The organism is Agrobacterium sp. GD03872, from assembly GCF_029840625.1.
Lineage (GTDB): Bacteria > Pseudomonadota > Alphaproteobacteria > Rhizobiales > Rhizobiaceae > Agrobacterium > Agrobacterium fabrum_A.
Window position 1 is genome coordinate 57,068 of the sequence record NZ_JAOCCY010000009.1, and the last position, 16,187, is coordinate 73,254.

General features: G+C 61.3%; 14 protein-coding genes. 3 read left to right on the forward strand and 11 right to left on the reverse strand.

What is annotated here, in order from left to right; genetic code table 11:
- Window positions 1-206: 206 nt before the first annotated feature.
- Both N5D22_RS18695 and N5D22_RS18700 read right to left on the reverse strand, forming a co-directional pair.
- The gene (locus tag N5D22_RS18695) at window positions 207-1,316 is read right to left on the reverse strand and encodes a GTP-binding protein (protein WP_279658292.1); all 1,110 of its coding nucleotides are present in this window, start codon (window positions 1,314-1,316) and stop codon (window positions 207-209) included.
- A 113-nt stretch (window positions 1,317-1,429) separates the two neighbouring features.
- Window positions 1,430-2,230, reverse strand: coding sequence for a creatininase family protein (locus N5D22_RS18700; RefSeq protein ID WP_279658291.1), 801 nt, complete (start codon window positions 2,228-2,230; stop codon window positions 1,430-1,432).
- A 79-nt stretch (window positions 2,231-2,309) separates the two neighbouring features.
- Here N5D22_RS18700 and N5D22_RS18705 point away from each other — a divergent pair, with 79 nt between their 5' ends.
- The 3 genes from N5D22_RS18705 (at window position 2,310) to N5D22_RS18715 (ending at window position 5,279) form a co-directional block, all read left to right on the forward strand.
- Window positions 2,310-2,819 (forward strand): MarR family transcriptional regulator, encoded by a 510-nt coding sequence (locus N5D22_RS18705; RefSeq protein WP_279658290.1) that lies wholly within the window; start codon window positions 2,310-2,312, stop codon window positions 2,817-2,819.
- Window positions 2,820-2,954: 135 nt separating this feature from the next.
- The gene (locus tag N5D22_RS18710; RefSeq protein WP_003505469.1) at window positions 2,955-3,977 is read left to right on the forward strand and encodes a LacI family DNA-binding transcriptional regulator; all 1,023 of its coding nucleotides are present in this window, start codon (window positions 2,955-2,957) and stop codon (window positions 3,975-3,977) included.
- Window positions 3,978-4,316: 339 nt separating this feature from the next.
- On the forward strand, window positions 4,317-5,279 hold the full coding sequence (locus tag N5D22_RS18715; RefSeq protein WP_279658289.1) for a 2-hydroxyacid dehydrogenase: 963 nt from the start codon (window positions 4,317-4,319) through the stop codon (window positions 5,277-5,279).
- 284 nt (window positions 5,280-5,563) lie between these two features.
- Here N5D22_RS18715 and N5D22_RS18720 read toward each other — a convergent pair whose 3' ends face one another.
- The 9 genes from N5D22_RS18720 to N5D22_RS18760 all read right to left on the reverse strand — a co-directional run bounded on the left by N5D22_RS18720 (window position 5,564) and on the right by N5D22_RS18760 (window position 16,187).
- Entirely contained in the window at window positions 5,564-6,691 is a 1,128-nt protein-coding gene (locus N5D22_RS18720) for a Gfo/Idh/MocA family oxidoreductase (RefSeq protein ID WP_279658288.1), read from the reverse strand.
- Between the two features lie 189 nt (window positions 6,692-6,880).
- Window positions 6,881-7,693 carry a 5-deoxy-glucuronate isomerase gene (gene iolB / locus N5D22_RS18725; RefSeq protein WP_003519834.1) on the reverse strand — a complete coding sequence of 271 codons (813 nt, stop codon included), beginning with the start codon at window positions 7,691-7,693 and terminating at the stop codon, window positions 6,881-6,883.
- Window positions 7,694-7,883: 190 nt separating this feature from the next.
- Window positions 7,884-8,792, reverse strand: a complete 909-nt coding sequence (gene iolE / locus N5D22_RS18730; RefSeq protein ID WP_279658287.1) for a myo-inosose-2 dehydratase — start codon at window positions 8,790-8,792, stop codon at window positions 7,884-7,886.
- A 1-nt stretch (window position 8,793) separates the two neighbouring features.
- Complete coding sequence (gene iolD / locus N5D22_RS18735) at window positions 8,794-10,620, reverse strand: 3D-(3,5/4)-trihydroxycyclohexane-1,2-dione acylhydrolase (decyclizing) (RefSeq protein WP_279658286.1); 1,827 nt, start codon at window positions 10,618-10,620, stop codon at window positions 8,794-8,796.
- A complete protein-coding gene (iolC, locus tag N5D22_RS18740) occupies window positions 10,617-12,533 on the reverse strand; it encodes a 5-dehydro-2-deoxygluconokinase (protein WP_279658285.1) in 1,917 nt (638 codons plus the stop codon). The genes iolD and iolC overlap by 4 nt, the downstream gene beginning before the upstream one ends.
- A 199-nt stretch (window positions 12,534-12,732) precedes the next feature.
- A complete protein-coding gene (locus N5D22_RS18745; RefSeq protein WP_080819069.1) occupies window positions 12,733-13,548 on the reverse strand; it encodes a MurR/RpiR family transcriptional regulator in 816 nt (271 codons plus the stop codon).
- 173 nt (window positions 13,549-13,721) lie between these two features.
- Complete coding sequence (locus N5D22_RS18750; protein WP_279658284.1) at window positions 13,722-14,438, reverse strand: ABC transporter ATP-binding protein; 717 nt, start codon at window positions 14,436-14,438, stop codon at window positions 13,722-13,724.
- Complete coding sequence (locus N5D22_RS18755; RefSeq protein ID WP_279658283.1) at window positions 14,419-15,183, reverse strand: ABC transporter ATP-binding protein; 765 nt, start codon at window positions 15,181-15,183, stop codon at window positions 14,419-14,421. The genes N5D22_RS18750 and N5D22_RS18755 overlap by 20 nt, the downstream gene beginning before the upstream one ends.
- Window positions 15,180-16,187 carry a branched-chain amino acid ABC transporter permease gene (locus N5D22_RS18760; RefSeq protein ID WP_279658282.1) on the reverse strand — a complete coding sequence of 336 codons (1,008 nt, stop codon included), beginning with the start codon at window positions 16,185-16,187 and terminating at the stop codon, window positions 15,180-15,182. The genes N5D22_RS18755 and N5D22_RS18760 overlap by 4 nt, the downstream gene beginning before the upstream one ends.

Genomic DNA, 16,187 nt, shown 5'->3' on the forward strand with positions numbered 1-16,187 from the left:
TATCTGTGTTTTTCGTTTGGTGGATTTCGGTCGCTGACAAAGGTCGGGAGGACCCGTTGGTGCGGTTTCAACCCGTCGCGTCATGGTCGGGCTTTACCCGACCATCCACATGCTGGTGGCAATGGGCCCTCGGGTCAAGCCCGAGAATGACGTCGAACGTGGGGAGGGCACCGAGCATGAGCGTCTCGGTGCGTCCCTTGAAAACCTCAGGCCGTGGCGAGGCAGGCGTTGAAGCTCTTTTCCAGCTTCTCGCGGTCCAGTTCGCGGCCGATGAAGACGAGGCGGCTTTCGCGTTTTTCGTCTTCCTTCCACGGGCGCTGGTGGTCGCCTTCGATGATCATGTGCACGCCCTGCACCACGTAACGTTCCGCATCGCCCTTGAAGGCGATGATACCCTTGAGGCGCAGGATGTTCGGGCCGTCGGTCTGGGTGACCTTCTGGATCCAAGGGAAGAACCGCTCGGGGTTCATCTCGCCGCCGCGCAGCGACACCGACTGCACCGTCACGTCATGGATCGGCGAGACAGCGCCATGGTGATGGTGGTCGTGCCCATGGTCGTGATCGTGGTGATGATGCCCGTGATCATGGTCGTGATGATGGTGGTCATGGCCGTGATCATGGTCGCAATCGGGGCCGCAGACGTGGTCGTCATGGCCGTGCTCGAGGAAATGCGGATCGTTTTCCAGCGCGCGCTCCAGATTGAAGGCGCCCTGGTCGAGAACCCGGGCGAGATCGACGCCGGAACGGGTGGTCTTGTAAATGCGCGCGGACGGGTTGATGGCGCGCACGATATCCTCGATGCGGGCGACTTCCTCCGGTGAAACGAGATCGGTCTTGTTGACGACGACGACATCGGCAAAGGCGATCTGGTCTTCGGCCTCGCGGCTGTCCTTCAGGCGCAGCGGCAGGTGCTTGGCGTCAACGAGGGCGACGACCGCGTCAAGCTCGGTCTTGGCGCGCACGTCGTCATCCATGAAGAAGGTCTGGGCGACGGGAACCGGATCGGCAAGGCCTGTCGTCTCGACGATGATGCCGTCGAAACGGCCGGGACGGCGCATCAGGCCTTCCACGACGCGGATCAGGTCGCCGCGCACCGTGCAGCACACGCAGCCATTGTTCATTTCGTAGATTTCTTCATCGGACTCGACGATCAGATCGTTATCGATGCCGATCTCGCCGAATTCATTGACGATGACAGCGTATTTCTTGCCGTGGTTCTCGGAGAGAATGCGGTTGAGAAGCGTCGTTTTGCCGGCGCCGAGATATCCCGTCAAGACGGTGACTGGAATGGGCTTGGCTGTTGCTGTTTCGGTCATGGAAAACCCCGCGTGGAGAGAGGCCTGATGGCCTCAGGAAGATGTGTTGTCGTCCATATAGGCGCGACGTCCTGGCAGTTCAAAGAGATTTTGGCCGAATTCGGCCATGGCACTCAAATTTTGTTATGAAATAACGTTATGTCAAAAGCGTGGATATCTTCAAGCAGTTCGACAAGGCTATTCACAGCGTGTGAAATCAGCCTTTCGCCCTTTTCCGCTGTTGCGGCGGCGGCGTTTCCGGCAACGCCGTCGGGGTTGAGATCGCTCATCAGCCAGCCGAAGGCATGCGGGCCATAGGCGCGCAGGTGTTTGAAGCGGCTGGCGAAATCGCTCTGGCGGGAGGGGAAGTTTTCGGCCTTCTGCATCGCCACCCGCTCGGGATGAAGCGCCAGCATGACCGATGTCTCGATATCGCCGCCATGAATATCGACCGCCTTGTCCTTCGGTTTCACGATATCGGCCGGTACGCCGAAACGGGTCCAGCTTGTCGCGACCGCCAGCATGCCGAAACGGGCGCGGGCCTCGGTGGCGACGATGGTCATCAGCGGTGAATTGCCGCCATGGGCGTTCAGCATCACGAATTTGCGCACGCCCTTTTCATATTCTGCTTCCGCGATGCCGAGCCAGCGCTCGACGGCCTCATCGTAACGCAGCGTTTTTGTGCCCGGCACATTCATGTGCTCGATGGAATAGCCAACCGGTTCCACCGGCAGGAAGGAAACGGGCAGATGGCCGGGCAGGGCGGTCGCAAGGCGGGCAGCAATACCCGCTGCAATCAGCGTATCGGTCTCGAACGGCAGGTGCGACCCATGCTGCTCGTGTGCGCCGAGCGGCAGCACTGAAATTGCACCTGTTGCGCGAAGATGCGGGTCTGTTACGTTTTCGTCGTGATAATGCGTGTATGAGTTTGGCATCTGGCAGTCCGCGCGTGCATTCGTTAAGGATTTCCAGCAACATATATCGGTTCCGCCACAGGGTAAAAGGCACTCGCATATGAGCAAGGACAAAACCGGGCATAAGGACAAAAGCGCCAAGAAGGAAAAGGGCGGCAAGAAGGTAAAGGACGCCAAAAAGAGGGATGAGAATTTCAACCCTGAGGAACTGGCGCAATCCATTACCCAGGCGGCCCGTTCCATGCGCACGGCGCTGAGCCACAGCCTTGCCGAAAGCGGGCTTTATGCCGGCCAAGACGGCGTTATCCTGGCGCTGGCGCAGGAAGGCAGCCTCACACCGGGGCAGATCGCCCAGAAACTCGGCGTCAAGGCGCCCACCATGACGCGCACCATCGGCCGCATGGAGGCCCAGGGTTTCGTGGAACGCAGCGGCGACGACGAGGATGGCCGCGTGACGCTGGTGAAGCTGACGGAAGCGGGCCTGAAAAGCGTCGACCACATCAACACCTCGATAGCGGACTGTGGAGCAAGGGCGATAGAGGGGCTTTCAGCCAAGGATGTGCGCAACATCGTTAAACTTCTGAAGGCCATAGACGCCAATCTTCAATAATTTTTGTTGAAATTTTTAAAAGAAACATCTGTTTTGTGGGTATTCCTTAAACGGGTTGCGGATTTTGTTTAAATTGTTTAATTGCAATTTAAACAGGGACGTCCGTCGCTGACATGCGTTTGGGGGAGGAATGCCGTGGCCCAAAAGGTCAAACTGTCCACGATTGCCGAAAGCCTCGGTCTTTCGACCGCCACCATTTCGCTTGCATTGCGTGACAGTCCGCTGGTTGCGGCCGATACGCGCGACAAGATCAAGGAACAGGCGCGGGCGCTGGGTTATATCTATAACCGCCGCGCCGCCAGCCTGCGCACCTCGCGCTCCGGCATTGTCGGCGTGGTATTCCACGATGTGATGAACCCGTTTTACGGGGAAATTCTGAAAGCCATCGAAAGCGAGCTGGACCGCAGCCGCCAGACCTTCATTCTTTCCAACCACTACGATTCGGTGGAGAAGCAGCGCACCTTCATCGAAACGCTGCTGCAGCTCGGTTCCGACGGCATCATCATGTCGCCGGCCATCGGCACGCCGATCGAGGACATGACGCTGGCCGAAGAAAACGGCATGCCGGCCATTCTGGTGGCCCGTTCCATGGACGGCGTCGACATGCCGACCTATCGCGGCGACGACAGCTACGGAATTTCGCTCGCCACCAACCACCTGATCAGCCTCGGCCACCGCACCATCGCCATGGTTGGCGGCACCGACCAGACCTCGACGGGCCGCGACCGTTACCAGGGTTACGTCAATGCGCTGCGCAAGGCCGGCATCGAGGTCGATCCGAACCTGCGCATTCCCGGCCCGCGCTCCAAACAGGGCGGTTTCGAGGCGGCGGTGCATTTCCTCTCGTTGCCGCAGAAGCCTACCGCCGCCGTCTGCTGGAACGATCTCGTCGCCATCGGTCTCATGAACGGCATTTCCCGCGCCGGTCTGGTGCCGGGTGTCGATATTTCCGTCACCGGCTACGACGATCTGGAAGAGGCGGCGATTGCCACGCCGGCGCTGACCACCGTTTCCAACGGTCAGGCCGAGGTGGGGCGCCTGGCGGCCCGCGCGCTGCTGGACAGGCTGGCGGGCAGCCACGAGCCTGACGGTATTCACCTCATCAAGCCGGAAATGCGCATCCGGCAATCGACCGGGCCGGTGCGGCCGCGGGTGTAAGGCTTCAAACGATGGGAAATGGTGTGCATTCTGTGCATTGCACCTTTCCGTCATTCCGGCCTTGAGCCGGAATCCGGCCACCGCGTGTCCACGCGGTGAAAAAGACTCTCTCAGCCCAAGGACTTGGGCTGGCTGGATGCCGGATCCAGTCCGCCATGACGGTGAGGGCGCTTAAAAAAATCGGCATGAAACTTCCGTCTGCCCCCATAGCATCCCCTTATTGCCCTTTTCACGGCCGTCTTTGTTTGAAAGGATCGCCGCCCAGAGGAGTGGGATGGCGAAAGGTTCGCCTGAAACCCGCTCCGGCTATCGGAATGTTATCAGGAGGAATATCCGCTCATGTCTGACAAAAAGGCCGTCGTTCTCGTTCCCGGCAAGATAAACCCGCGCGTTCTCGAACGCCTCGAAGGCAAGGTCGAGATCGTGGCCGTGCCTGCCGGCGCCGAGCCGGTTCTGCCTGATGGTGTGGCCGAGCGTGTTAACGCCATTGCCGTTTCCGGCGTCGTCAACGCCAAATGGATCGATGCGCTGCCGAAGCTCGAGATCATCGCCAATTTCGGCGTGGGCTATGACGGCGTCGATGCCAAACATGCCGCCACGCGCAACATCGTGGTGACGAATACGCCTGACGTGCTGAACGACGAGGTGGCCGATACGACGATTGCGCTTTTGATCAACACCGTGCGCCGGCTCTATCAGGCCGAGACCTGGTTGCGCGATGGCAAATGGGTTGGCGAAGGTCCGTTCGCGCTGTCGCCGTTTTCGCTGCGCGGTCGCAAGGTCGGTCTCTTTGGCATGGGCCGCATCGGCCAGGAAATCGCCAAGCGGCTGGAGCCTTTCAAGGTGGAGATCGGATACCACACCCGCAGCAAGCGCGATGGCCTCCCTTACACCTATTACGGCTCGCTGAAGGAGATGGCGGAAGCGGTCGATATATTGATCTGCATCGTGCCCGGCACGCCGGAAACGCACAAGGCGATCAACGCCGAAATCCTGACGGCGCTTGGGCCTGAGGGCGTGTTCATCAATGTCGGGCGCGGTTCCAGCGTCGATGAGGATGCGCTGCTTGAGGCGCTTAAGAGCGGTGCTGTGGGGGCTGCCGGTCTCGATGTGTTTTATGCCGAGCCGAAGGTGCCGGAAGCCTTCCTGTCGCTGCCGAATGTCTCCCTGCTGCCGCATGTCGCCTCCGCCTCGATCCCGACGCGCAACGCCATGGCCGATCTGGTGGCCGACAATATTCTCGGCTGGTTCAGGGATGGCAAGGTGCTGACGCCGGTGCCGGAAACGCCGGTCAAGGGGTGAGGCTTTGGGGAAGGGGCGAGGGCTGCGAAGAGCAGCCTTCGACGTGTAGACTGGGGCGAAGGCTTCGCCCTCTCCTTCGTCATCCCCGGGCTTGACCCGAGGATCTAAAACCCAGCCTAACCATGGATCCTCGGGTCAAGCCCGAGGATGACGTCGCGGGGGGGGCGGCAAAGTTCCAGGGTTGTCCCGGGGATGGCCCCAAGTGAGCGGTAAAGTTGCCCTAAACCCCTCGGTAGATGACGTCGAGTGGGGAGGCCTTGCCGCCACCCCACGAATGCTTTCACCTATTCCGCAATCTCCGCGCTTCCCACCCAGCGCCCTTCGGCAAACGATCGGGCCATGGCATGGATGCTGCGCTCGATCTTCAGGCCTTCCTCGAAATCGATGATATGCGCCTTTTTGCCCTCGATTGCCGCGATCAGTTCCCGGCATTCGATCACCTTCAGATCGTTGAAGCCGAGGCCGTGGCCGGGGGCGGGGATGAAGCGGTCATAGGGCTTGTGGTGCGGCGCGGTGAGGATGGTTCTGAAACCCTGTTCTTCCGGGCGTCCATCCGTGGTGTAAAGCTGGAACTCGTTCATCCGCTCCTGATCGAACAGGATCGAGCCGGTGGAGCCGTAGATCTGGATGGCGATACGGCCCTTGCGGCCCCAGGCGGAGCGGTTGGCGATGAGCACGGCGGAAATGCCGCCTTCGAGCTTCAGCAGCACGCTGGCGAGGTCATGTGTTTCGACGGCGCGGTCGCCACCGCCGGCAAGCGGCCGGGTTTCGTAAGGTTTCACCATGTCGGTGATGGCGCTTTCGGCATGGCCGAAGAGAGCGAAGAGCAGCGACAGCGGGTGCACGGCAAAATCATCCAACGCGCCATAACCGGAGGAGGCTTCGCTCTTCCAGTAGAAGGGTTGGGTGGCGTCGGCCATGAAGTCCTCGTCCATTTCGGCGCGGGCATGATAGACCTTGCCGATGGCGCCTTCGTCGATCAGGCGGCGGATATGGCGAATGACGGGGTTCTGAATGTAGTTGTAGCCCATCGCCGCTGCCTTGCCGGAACGGCGGGCCGCATCGCGCATCTTCACCGCGTCAGTAAAGGTGGGCGCCATCGGCTTTTCGCACCAAACATGTTTGCCGGCCTCAAGGGCGGCAATCGCCATTTCCGGGTGGAAGGCGTTGGGCGTGGTGACCGAGATCACGTCGATCTCGGGGTCGGAAAGCAGGTCGCGCCAGTTGCCTGTCGAGCGGGCAAAGCCGAACTCGGCGGCTTTCTTCGCGGCAAGCTCGGGATTGACTTCCGCGAGCGTCACAAGGCGGGGGCGTTCCACATCGCCGAAGACGCTGGTGACATTGTTCCACGCCAGCGCGTGGCATTTGCCCATGTAACCGGTGCCGATAAGGCCCACGCCAAGAGCGGCCATGGTATTCTCCTCCCGAGAGTTTAGATTCAAATGGCTTGCGTTTTCCTCTCCTCATTCCTGTGCTTGTCACAGGAATCCAGCCGACACGCGTCTGCGTGGCGGGAAGAGTCCTTTCAGCCCAAAGACTTGGGCTGGCTGGATCCCTGTGACAAGCACAGGGATGAGGCGTGCGCTGTGTACGTTGGCGGCTTAAGGATTATCCCGCTTGAAAATCCAGTCGTGATCCGGGTGGTTCTTGAAGCGCCATTTGCGCATCGGCCCGGCCATCACGTTCAGATAATACATCTCATAACCATAGGGCGCGCCGCAGGGGTGGTGGCCCTTGGGCACCAGCACGACATCGCCGTCCGACACCGCCATGGTCTCATCCAGCGAACCGTCTTCGGTGAAGACGCGCTGGAAACCGAAACCCTGCGCCGGGTTGAGGCGATGATAATAGGTCTCCTCCAGATAGGTCATATCGGGATAGTTATCCTCATCATGCCGGTGCGGCGGATAGGAGGACCAGTTGCCCGACGGCGTGAAGACTTCCGTTACCAGCAGGCTGTCGGCCACATCGCGTTCTTCCATGGCGATGGGGAAGATGTAACGCGTATTGGCGCCTTTGCCACGCTCGGTGAGCTGCACGCCGTTCGGGCCGATCTGCTGCGCCTCGCGACTGCCTTTTTCGCCGGGCGCGGTGCAGACGCCGACGGTGCAGTCGGTCGTGGCGGTCAGCGACCATTCGGAGCCGGCGGGCACGTAGACGCAGTGCGGCGGCTTGCGCTCGAACACATTCATGCGGTCGCCGAGTTCACCGAAATCCTTACCGCCTGCGGAAATCGTCGCCTTGCCTTCGACCAGCACGAGGATGACTTCCGTATCGCCGGTGTTTTCCGCCGCCGTTTCGCCCGGCTTCAGGCGATAAAGGCCGAAACCGACATAGCCCCAATCCGCGCTTTGGGGCGTGATATCATGCACCTTGCCGCTGGTCGCGACCGGCTTGCGCAGAAGTGAGGTCATGGTGGTGTTCCTTTTTGGTCAGTCGTTCGTTGGTTCTTGCCGTCTCGTCACCCCGGCCTTGAGCCGGGGTCCAGCCGACGCGCGTCCGCGCGGCGGGGACAACTCTTTTCAGCCCAAGGACTTGGGCTGGCTGGATACCGGCTCAAGGCCGGTATGACGGGCGGGGTGCGCCACCCGCTGTCGGTTCAACTCAAGCAGCCTGAGCCTTGTCCAGCCCTGCTTCGCGCGCAAAAGCCTTCAGCGATTTCAGCCCGAGGCTCTGATATTCGAACGGGTTGCGCACGTCAGGGTCCTGTTCGGCCTCGATCACCAGCCAGCCGCTGTAACCATGCTCGGCCGCCACCTTCAGCACCGGCGGAAAGTTCACGCCGCCTTCGCTGTCGCCGGGAACGGTGAACACGCCGCGGCGCACGCCTTCGAGGAAGGAGAGCCGCTCATTGCGCACCTGATCGGCAATGACCGGACGCACGTTCTTGGCGTGGATATGGCCGACACGATCCATGTATTTCTGCGCAACGCGCACGGGATCGCCGCCGCCGAACAGGCAATGGCCGGTATCGAGCAGCAGATGCGTCTTCGGGCCGGTATGCTTCATCAGAAGGTCGATTTCCTCTTCGCTCTCGACCACCGTTCCCATGTGGTGGTGATAAACGAGGGTGATACCCTGTTCTGCGGCAAAGGCGGCCAGCGCCTCGACACCCGCACCGAATTTCGCCCAGTCCCCGGCCGCAAGGCGCGGACGGTCGACCAGCGCCTTGTTGTCATCGCCGTGGATGGCATTGGAGGTCTCGCAGACGATGATGACCTTCGAACCCATGGCCTTCAGGAGATCGAGCGCCGGTTGCATCGCCTTCTTTTCGGATTCGATGTCGTCGGTCAGAAGGTTCAGCGAATGCCAGCCGGAGACGAAGGAGAGGCCGCGCGGCGAAAGCACGCCCTTCAGGCCTTCCGGCTCGGTCGGGAACTTGTGGCCCTTCTCGATGCCGTCGAAACCGATCCTGGCGGTTTCATCGAGGCATTGTTCGAGGCTGATATGAGCGCCCAGCGTGCGGTCGTCGTCATTGGACCAGGCAATCGGGTTGGTACCGTAACGGATCATCTTACTGTCTTTCCTTGAGATGGTTTTCATAACGGGCGCGGGCCGGGCCGATTTCGGCGCGGTCGGAAACTTCAGGCACCGCGACATCCCACCAGTGACCGCCGGCCTGCGGCGTCGGGTAAGGGTCGGTATCGATGACGATGACGGTGGTGCGGCTGGATGCGCGGGCCGCGGCAAGCGCCTCTTCCAGCTCGGTTATGGTGGAAACCTTGCGTGCATCCGCGCCCATCGAGCCCGCATGGGCCACGAAATCAATGGCAATCGGGTTGACGTTGGTATGGGCGTAGAGATTGTTGAACTCCGCGCCGCCGGTTTCCATCTGCAGGCGGTTGATGCAGCCGTAACCCCTGTTGTCGGTGATGACGAGCGTGATCTTCACGCCCATGGCAACCGATGTGGCAAGCTCGGAATTCATCATCATGTAGGAGCCGTCGCCGACCATGACGATCACGTCGCGGTCCGGTTCCGCCATCTTGATGCCGAGGCCGCCGGCCACTTCATAACCCATGCAGGAGAAGCCGTATTCCATGTGATAGGAGAGCGGCAGCTTGGATTTCCACAGCTGGTGGAGCTCGCCCGGCATGGTGCCCGCCGCGCATATGACGACGGTATTGTCACGCGACTGGCGCTGCACCGCGCCGATGACCTGCATGTCGGTGGGCAGGCTGTTGGCGTTGTCCTCGCCCGGCGCTGCCGTATCGGCATCGGCCTTTTTAAACCATGCAGCCTTGAGACCGGCATCCGGCGCCGCAAACCGGTGGCTGCCGAGTGCTGCGGAAAGTTTCTCAAGCCCGATCTTCGCATCCGCCGTCAGGCTGATCGCATCATGCTTGGCGCTGTCATAGGGCTGAACGTTGAGCGCAAGAATTTTACGGTTCGGGTTCTTGAACAGCGCCCAAGAGCCGGTGGTGAAATCCTGAAAACGGGTGCCGACGCCGAAGACCAGATCGGCCTTTTCGCTGATGATATTGGCGCTTTCCGCACCGGTAACGCCGACAGGGCCGAAATTGAGATCGTGATCCCACGCCAATGCCGATTTGCCGGCCTGCGTTTCGACGACGGGAATGGAGTGGGTTTCGGCAAAGCGCTTCAGCGTTTCGGTTGCGCCGGCAAAATGCACACCGCCTCCGGCAACGATGATCGGGTTTTTTGCCGCCTTGAGGGCCGCGACGGCCTCTTCGAATTCCACCACATCCGGTTCCGGACGGCGCTGACGCCAGACCCGCTTTTCGAAGAAACTTTCAGGATAATCATAGGCTTCCGCCTGCACATCCTGGCAGAAGGCAAGCGTGACGGGGCCGCAATCGGCCGGGTCGGTCATGGTGCGCATGGCGCGGGGAAGGGCTGTCAGCAACTGTTCCGGCCGCATGATGCGGTCGAAATAACGGCTGACCGGGCGGAAGCAGTCATTCACCGTCATCGTGCCATCGCCGAAATCTTCGAGCTGCTGCAAGACCGGATCGGGGCCGCGATTGGCGAAGACGTCGCCGGGGATCAGCAGAACCGGCAGGCGGTTGACATGCGCGAGCGCTGCCGCCGTCACCATGTTTGCAGCACCCGGTCCGATGGAGGAGGTGACCGCCATGGCGCGTCTGCGGCGCAGCTGCTTGGTGTAGGCAATGGCCGCATGGGCCATGGATTGCTCGTTCTGGCCGCGATAGGTCGTCAGTTCGTCCCTGATACCATAAAGCGCTTCGCCGATGCCGGCGACATTGCCATGGCCGAAAATGGCCCACATGCCGGCGATATAGGTTTCGCCATGTTCATTCATCTGCGCCGCCAGGTAACGAACCATGGCCTGCGCAGCCGTCATTCTGATTGTCTTCACGCTGCCTCTCCCTTTTTGGCGCGCGCCTCATCCCAAATGCGGCACAGGCTGGTATAGCGCTGCGCCATATCCCTGACCGCTTCCTCATCGGTCATCTTGCCGCCGAGCCAGCTGCGGGCGGCATCCGCAAAAATCGTGCGGCCAACCGCGAAACCTTTGACCAGATCGAAACCGGCGGCAAGGCGGAAGCTCTCCTCCAGCTCGCTTTGCGGTGCGTCGAGACCGAGAACGACGATGCCCCGCACGTAAGGATCGTTGCGATGCACCGCGTCGCAGGCGTTTTTCCAGGCTGCGCGGGTCTTCATCGGCTCCAGCTTCCACCAGTCGGGATAGACCCCGATTTCGTAAAAGCGCTCGATGATGCGGGCGGCGGTGAGATCGTCGGTCGGGCCGACCTTGGAGGGAATGACCTCCAGCAGCATTTCCAGCCGGTTGCGGCGTGTCGCCTGGAACAGACGCATGACCGTCTCTTCCTGCGCGGCGCGCATCTCATCCGTATCGTCGGGATGATAGAAACACAGAACCTTGACGACATTTTCAAGCGGCCATTCGGAAAGACCGCCGAAATCCTTGCCGAGATCGGGTTCCAGCGTCAGAGGGCGCGAACCCGGCCATTCCACCGGGCGGCCGATCCACAGGCCTGAGCCGCTGGCGGCAAACAGGGCGTCACGGCCGAGACGACCGTCGCAGAGAATGCCGTAACCCGGCCTGTCGCCCGCAACATGCTGCGCGGCCTGAAGGCAGAGCTTCTTGAAAGCGCCGATCTGCTCGTGCTTCACGCCAAGCTCGTCGGCGATGGCTTCCAGCTGCATGCGGTGGTCGAAGGCGAAGACGCGCATCGTGTCCCAGTCGCCCTTGCGGTTGGTCGACCAGTGCACCTGCTCCAGTGCCTCGTCCTTGCGCAGCGCCTTGTTGCGAATGCCGGCCTTGAAGAAATATTGCAGTTCTTCCCAGCTTGGATAGGCCGGCGTGCAGCCATGGCGGGAGACGGCGAAGGCGCCGCAGGCATTGGCGTATTTCAGCGTCGTCGGCCAGTCTTCGCCGCGCAGCCAGCCGCGGAACAGCCCGGCCATGAAGCCGTCGCCGGCACCCAGAACGTTGAAGACCTCGATCGGAAAACCCTCGCCAGTTTCGCCATCGTCGAGGCTGGAAGGAATTTCGCCGGCGAAAACCGAAGCACCCATCGGGCCGCGCTTGCACACCAGCGTCGCATTCGAGACCTTGCGCACGGCCTTCAGCGCGGTCAGCGTATCGGTGGAGCCGCCGGCAATGTGGAATTCCTCCTCGGTGCCGACGATCAGATCGAAGAGATGCAGGGTGGATTGCAGCTTGGCGGTGACCTTCTGCGATTCGACGAAACGGCTCTCGCCATCGCCATGGCCGGCCACACCCCAGAGGTTGGGCCGGTAATCGATATCGAGCGCGGTCTTCGCGCCATTTTCGCGGGCGAGTTTCAGCGCCTTCAGCACCGCCGCTTCCGTCTTCGGATGCGACAGATGCGTGCCGGTGGCGCAGACGCAGCCTGCCTCGGCAATGAAGGCGGGATCGATGTCGTCTTCGCTGAGCGCCATGTCGGCGCAATTTTCGCGATAAAAGATCAGCGGGAACTGGTTCTGGTCGCGAATGCCGAGCAGCACCAGTGCGGTCAGCCGCTCCGGGTCCGTCTTCACGCCGCGCACGTCGACGCCTTCGCGCACCAGCTGTTCGCGGATGAAGCGGCCCATATGCTCATCGCCGACACGGGTGATGACGGCGCTATTGAGCCCCAGGCGCGCAGCCCCTGCGGCGATATTGGTGGGAGAGCCGCCGATATATTTGGCAAAGGAGGCCATGTCCTCCAGACGGCCGCCAACCTGCGAACCGTAAAGATCGACAGACGAGCGCCCGATCGTGATGAGATCAAGTTTTTTCAAAAGGTTCCTCCTTAGCACCGCGCTTTGGCGCGGTGTGCCTCATGGTGTCGGGCGGATCAGTCATGCCGCCACCTATCGCCATCCCGTTTCGGTGAGCCTCCTCCGCTCACATATCCCGTCACGAGACGAACGATTATGGAACGCCCGTTTCATGGATTTGGATCATAAATTCTATTTTTCCCGTTTTCAATAAAAATATTCAGGCCGTCTTGCGAGTTCCCACAGCCACGGCCAGCGTAATGGCGAGACAGAGCGTGGCGGAAAGCGAGCGGAACGCGCCGAAATCGATCTCGGTGACGGTCAGCAGCGTCGCGCCGGATTTGCGCAGCGGATTGACGGCGGAATCGGAAAGCGCCACGACCGGAATACCGTTGGCGCGGGCGTTTTCCGCCAGCTCCAGCGTCTCAGTGGAATAGGGGGAAAAGGTGATCGCGATCAGCGCATCGTCACGGGAAATGGCGCTGATATTGCCGAGCCCGCCGACCGCACTGTGCAGAACCGCCGGCACCTTCATCTTCTCGAAGGCGTAAGCGAGATAGCTGGCAATGGGGAAAGAGCGCCGCAGACCGATGATATGCACGGTGCGCGCCTTCGCCAGCGCCGAAACCGCCTCGTCAAGCTGGCGGGTATCAACCGATTTCAGCAGCATTTCCAGCGAGGAACGGCCGGCCTCCACGAATTCGGCAAGCAGGCCGGATGCGCTTTCATCGCCCTTCTCCCGCAGATGGTCGAGCCGCGTGGCATAATCCGGCCAGCCGCCGACATAGGAATCACGGAACAGCCGCTGCATTTCCGAAAAGCCGGAAAAGCCCATGATCTGGCAAAACCGCATGAAGGCCGAGGGCTGCACGCCGGCACCCTCAGCCATTTCGGCGACGGTGGAAACGGCAATGCGATCCTGATTGGAAGCGACATAATCGGCGCATTGCCGCAATCGTTTCGGCAAACCCTCCGCGACCTGGAGCAGCCGCTCCTCAAAAGCCTTTACGGATTCTGGCGCCTCGATTGCCGTCATTGTCGTTCCTTTGTGCAGACTGAAATCGTGTGCACTTTAACTGCAGTGGAATTTTTATTCCATTGGGTTTTTTAGGAGACGGTAAATGAGGCTGGGTGGTGCCCGCGAGGCATCGCTTCCGTCATTCCGACGCAAGGCCGGAATGACGGGCTGAAGGTGAATAGCGTTTCAGGTTAGTGCAACCCGCCAACGCCAAGATGCGTATTGATAATATCCGGGTTCTCCGCAAGGTCGCTCGACGGTCCTTCCCAGACGATGCGGCCGCGTTCCATGATGATGGCGTGGTCGGCGAAGTCGATGGCCATCTGGATGCGCTGTTCGACGAGGAGAATGGTCATTTCACCCGATTGCGCCAGTTTGGAGAAGGCCGCCATCAGCTCCTCGCAGATGACGGGGGCGAGGCCCTCCAGCGGCTCGTCGAGCAGCAGCACGCGCGGCTGGCCGAGAATCGTGCGGGCGGTGGAGAGCATCTGCTGTTCGCCGCCGGAAAGTTGCGAGCCAAGATTGCGGCGGCGCTCCTTCAGGCGCGGAAACAGCGTGTAGGCTTCCTCGATGGCCGATTTCGGCCGGGTCTTGAGGCCGACGAACAGGTTTTCCTCGACGGTGAGCGTCGGGAAGACATCCCGCGTCTGCGGCACGTAGCCGAGGCCGGCTTTGGCGCGGGCAGCGCTCGGAAGGGCGGCGATGTCCTGCCCGCCGATACGGATATCGCCGGCAAAGCGTTTCGTCTGGCCGGCCAGCGTGGCGAAGAGGCTGGTCTTGCCGACGCCGTTGCGGCCAAGAACCGCGAAACGCGAGCCCGACGGCACGGAAAGCGACAGGCCCTCGATGACGCGGGTGGGGCCATAACCGGCGGTGAGGTTGACGATTTCAAGCGGCGCTGCGGGCATCGGCGTAACTTCCCAGATAGGCTTGGCGGACTTCCGCATTGCTGGTGACGTCTTCAGGCGAACCGTCGAAGATGACTGCGCCTGCGGCGAGTACCACCACACGTTTGGCAAAACGGAAGACCAGATCCATGTCGTGCTCGATCATCAGGATCGCGAGGTCGGCCGGCAGCCGGTCGAGCGCCTGTTCGATTCGCGCGGTTTCCGTGGAAGGCACGCCGGCGGCCGGTTCGTCGAGCAGCAGGATTTTCGGGCGAAGCGCCATGGCAAGCGCGATCTCGATCAGCCGCTGCTGGCCATAGGCGATTTCGCGCACCTTTGTTTCGGCAAGTGCGAGAAGGCCAAGCGTGCCGAGAATGTCGCGGGCTTCGCTCATCACCGCAGGCATGGCGCGGTAACGGCCTAAAATCCGGCCCGTCTTGCCTTCGCGCTGGAGAATGGCAAGTGCCACATGTTCCTCCGGCGTCATGTCCTGAAACAGCCTTGTGACCTGGAAGGAGCGCACGAGGCCGCGCTTCACCCGCTGGCTGGCGCTGAGGCCGGTCACGTCCTCGCCGGCGATGCGCACCGTGCCGGCCGAGGGCTTGATATTGCCGGTGACGAGATTGACGAAGGTGGTCTTGCCGGCGCCATTGGGGCCGATCAGCACCGTGCGGTCTCCCGGCGAAAGCGACAGCGAGACATTGTTGGTGACGACGAGGCCGCCGAAATTCTTCTTGAGGCCGGAGACTTCGAAAATGGCGCTCATTTGTGACCTCCACGGATGCGCGCAATGATCTGCTCACCCGCGCCATAAAGGCCGCGCGGCGCAAAAAGCACGACGGCAATCAGCAGCAGGCCGACAATGGTGAGCCAGTGGAACGGATTGGCGGCGGAAACGACATCTTCGAACCACATGAAGGTGACAGTGCCGATCAGCGCGCCGTAAAGCGAACCCGCGCCGCCGAGCACCAGCATGACCAGCGCTTCGGCCGAAAGCGTGAAGCTGAGGCTGTCGAGACCGACGACCTGGGTGGAAATGGCGTTCAGCGCACCGCCAATGCCGGCGACGACGCCTGATATGACGAACATCTTCAAAATTGTGCCGTTGACGGCGCCGCCCATGGCCTGAATGCGGATGCTGTCCTGCTTGACGCCACGGCACAACATGCCGAAGGGCGAATTGACCACGACCCTGAGGGCGAGGAAAACGACGAGCAGCAGACAGACGCCGTAAATATAGGCGGTGCGGCCGAAAAGATCGAATTCGAAGGTGCCGAACAGCGCGTCCGGGGAAACGCCGGCAAGCCCGTCGCTGCCGCCCGTCCAGCCCGATGCCTTGTTAGCAGCCTCATGGAACAGGTGGATGACGGCGATGGAAAGAACGAGCTGCGGCAGGCCGTGGGCGCGCAACAGAACCGTTCCGGAGACCAGCCCGGCAACGCCGCCCGCGCCCGCGCCGATTGCGGTCATCAAAAGCGGATCGGTAATCCCGAAATGGGCGGCGGCGATGCCGGCGGCATAAGCGCCCGCACCGAAGAGGGCGGCGTGGCCAAGCGTGGCGACGCCGCAATAACCGGTGACGAGATCGATCGACAGCACCAGAAGCGCGATGGCGATGATGCGGGTCAGAAGCGCCAGATTATCCGGAAACAGGTAATAACCGGCAATCGCGGCGGCGATGATGAGGAGCGGCCCTGCAAGCGTACGCAGCGGCGAGCGCGCCTTCGGGATCTCCGCCGTTTCAGTCACGTCGTTCATGAGCACCGCCAT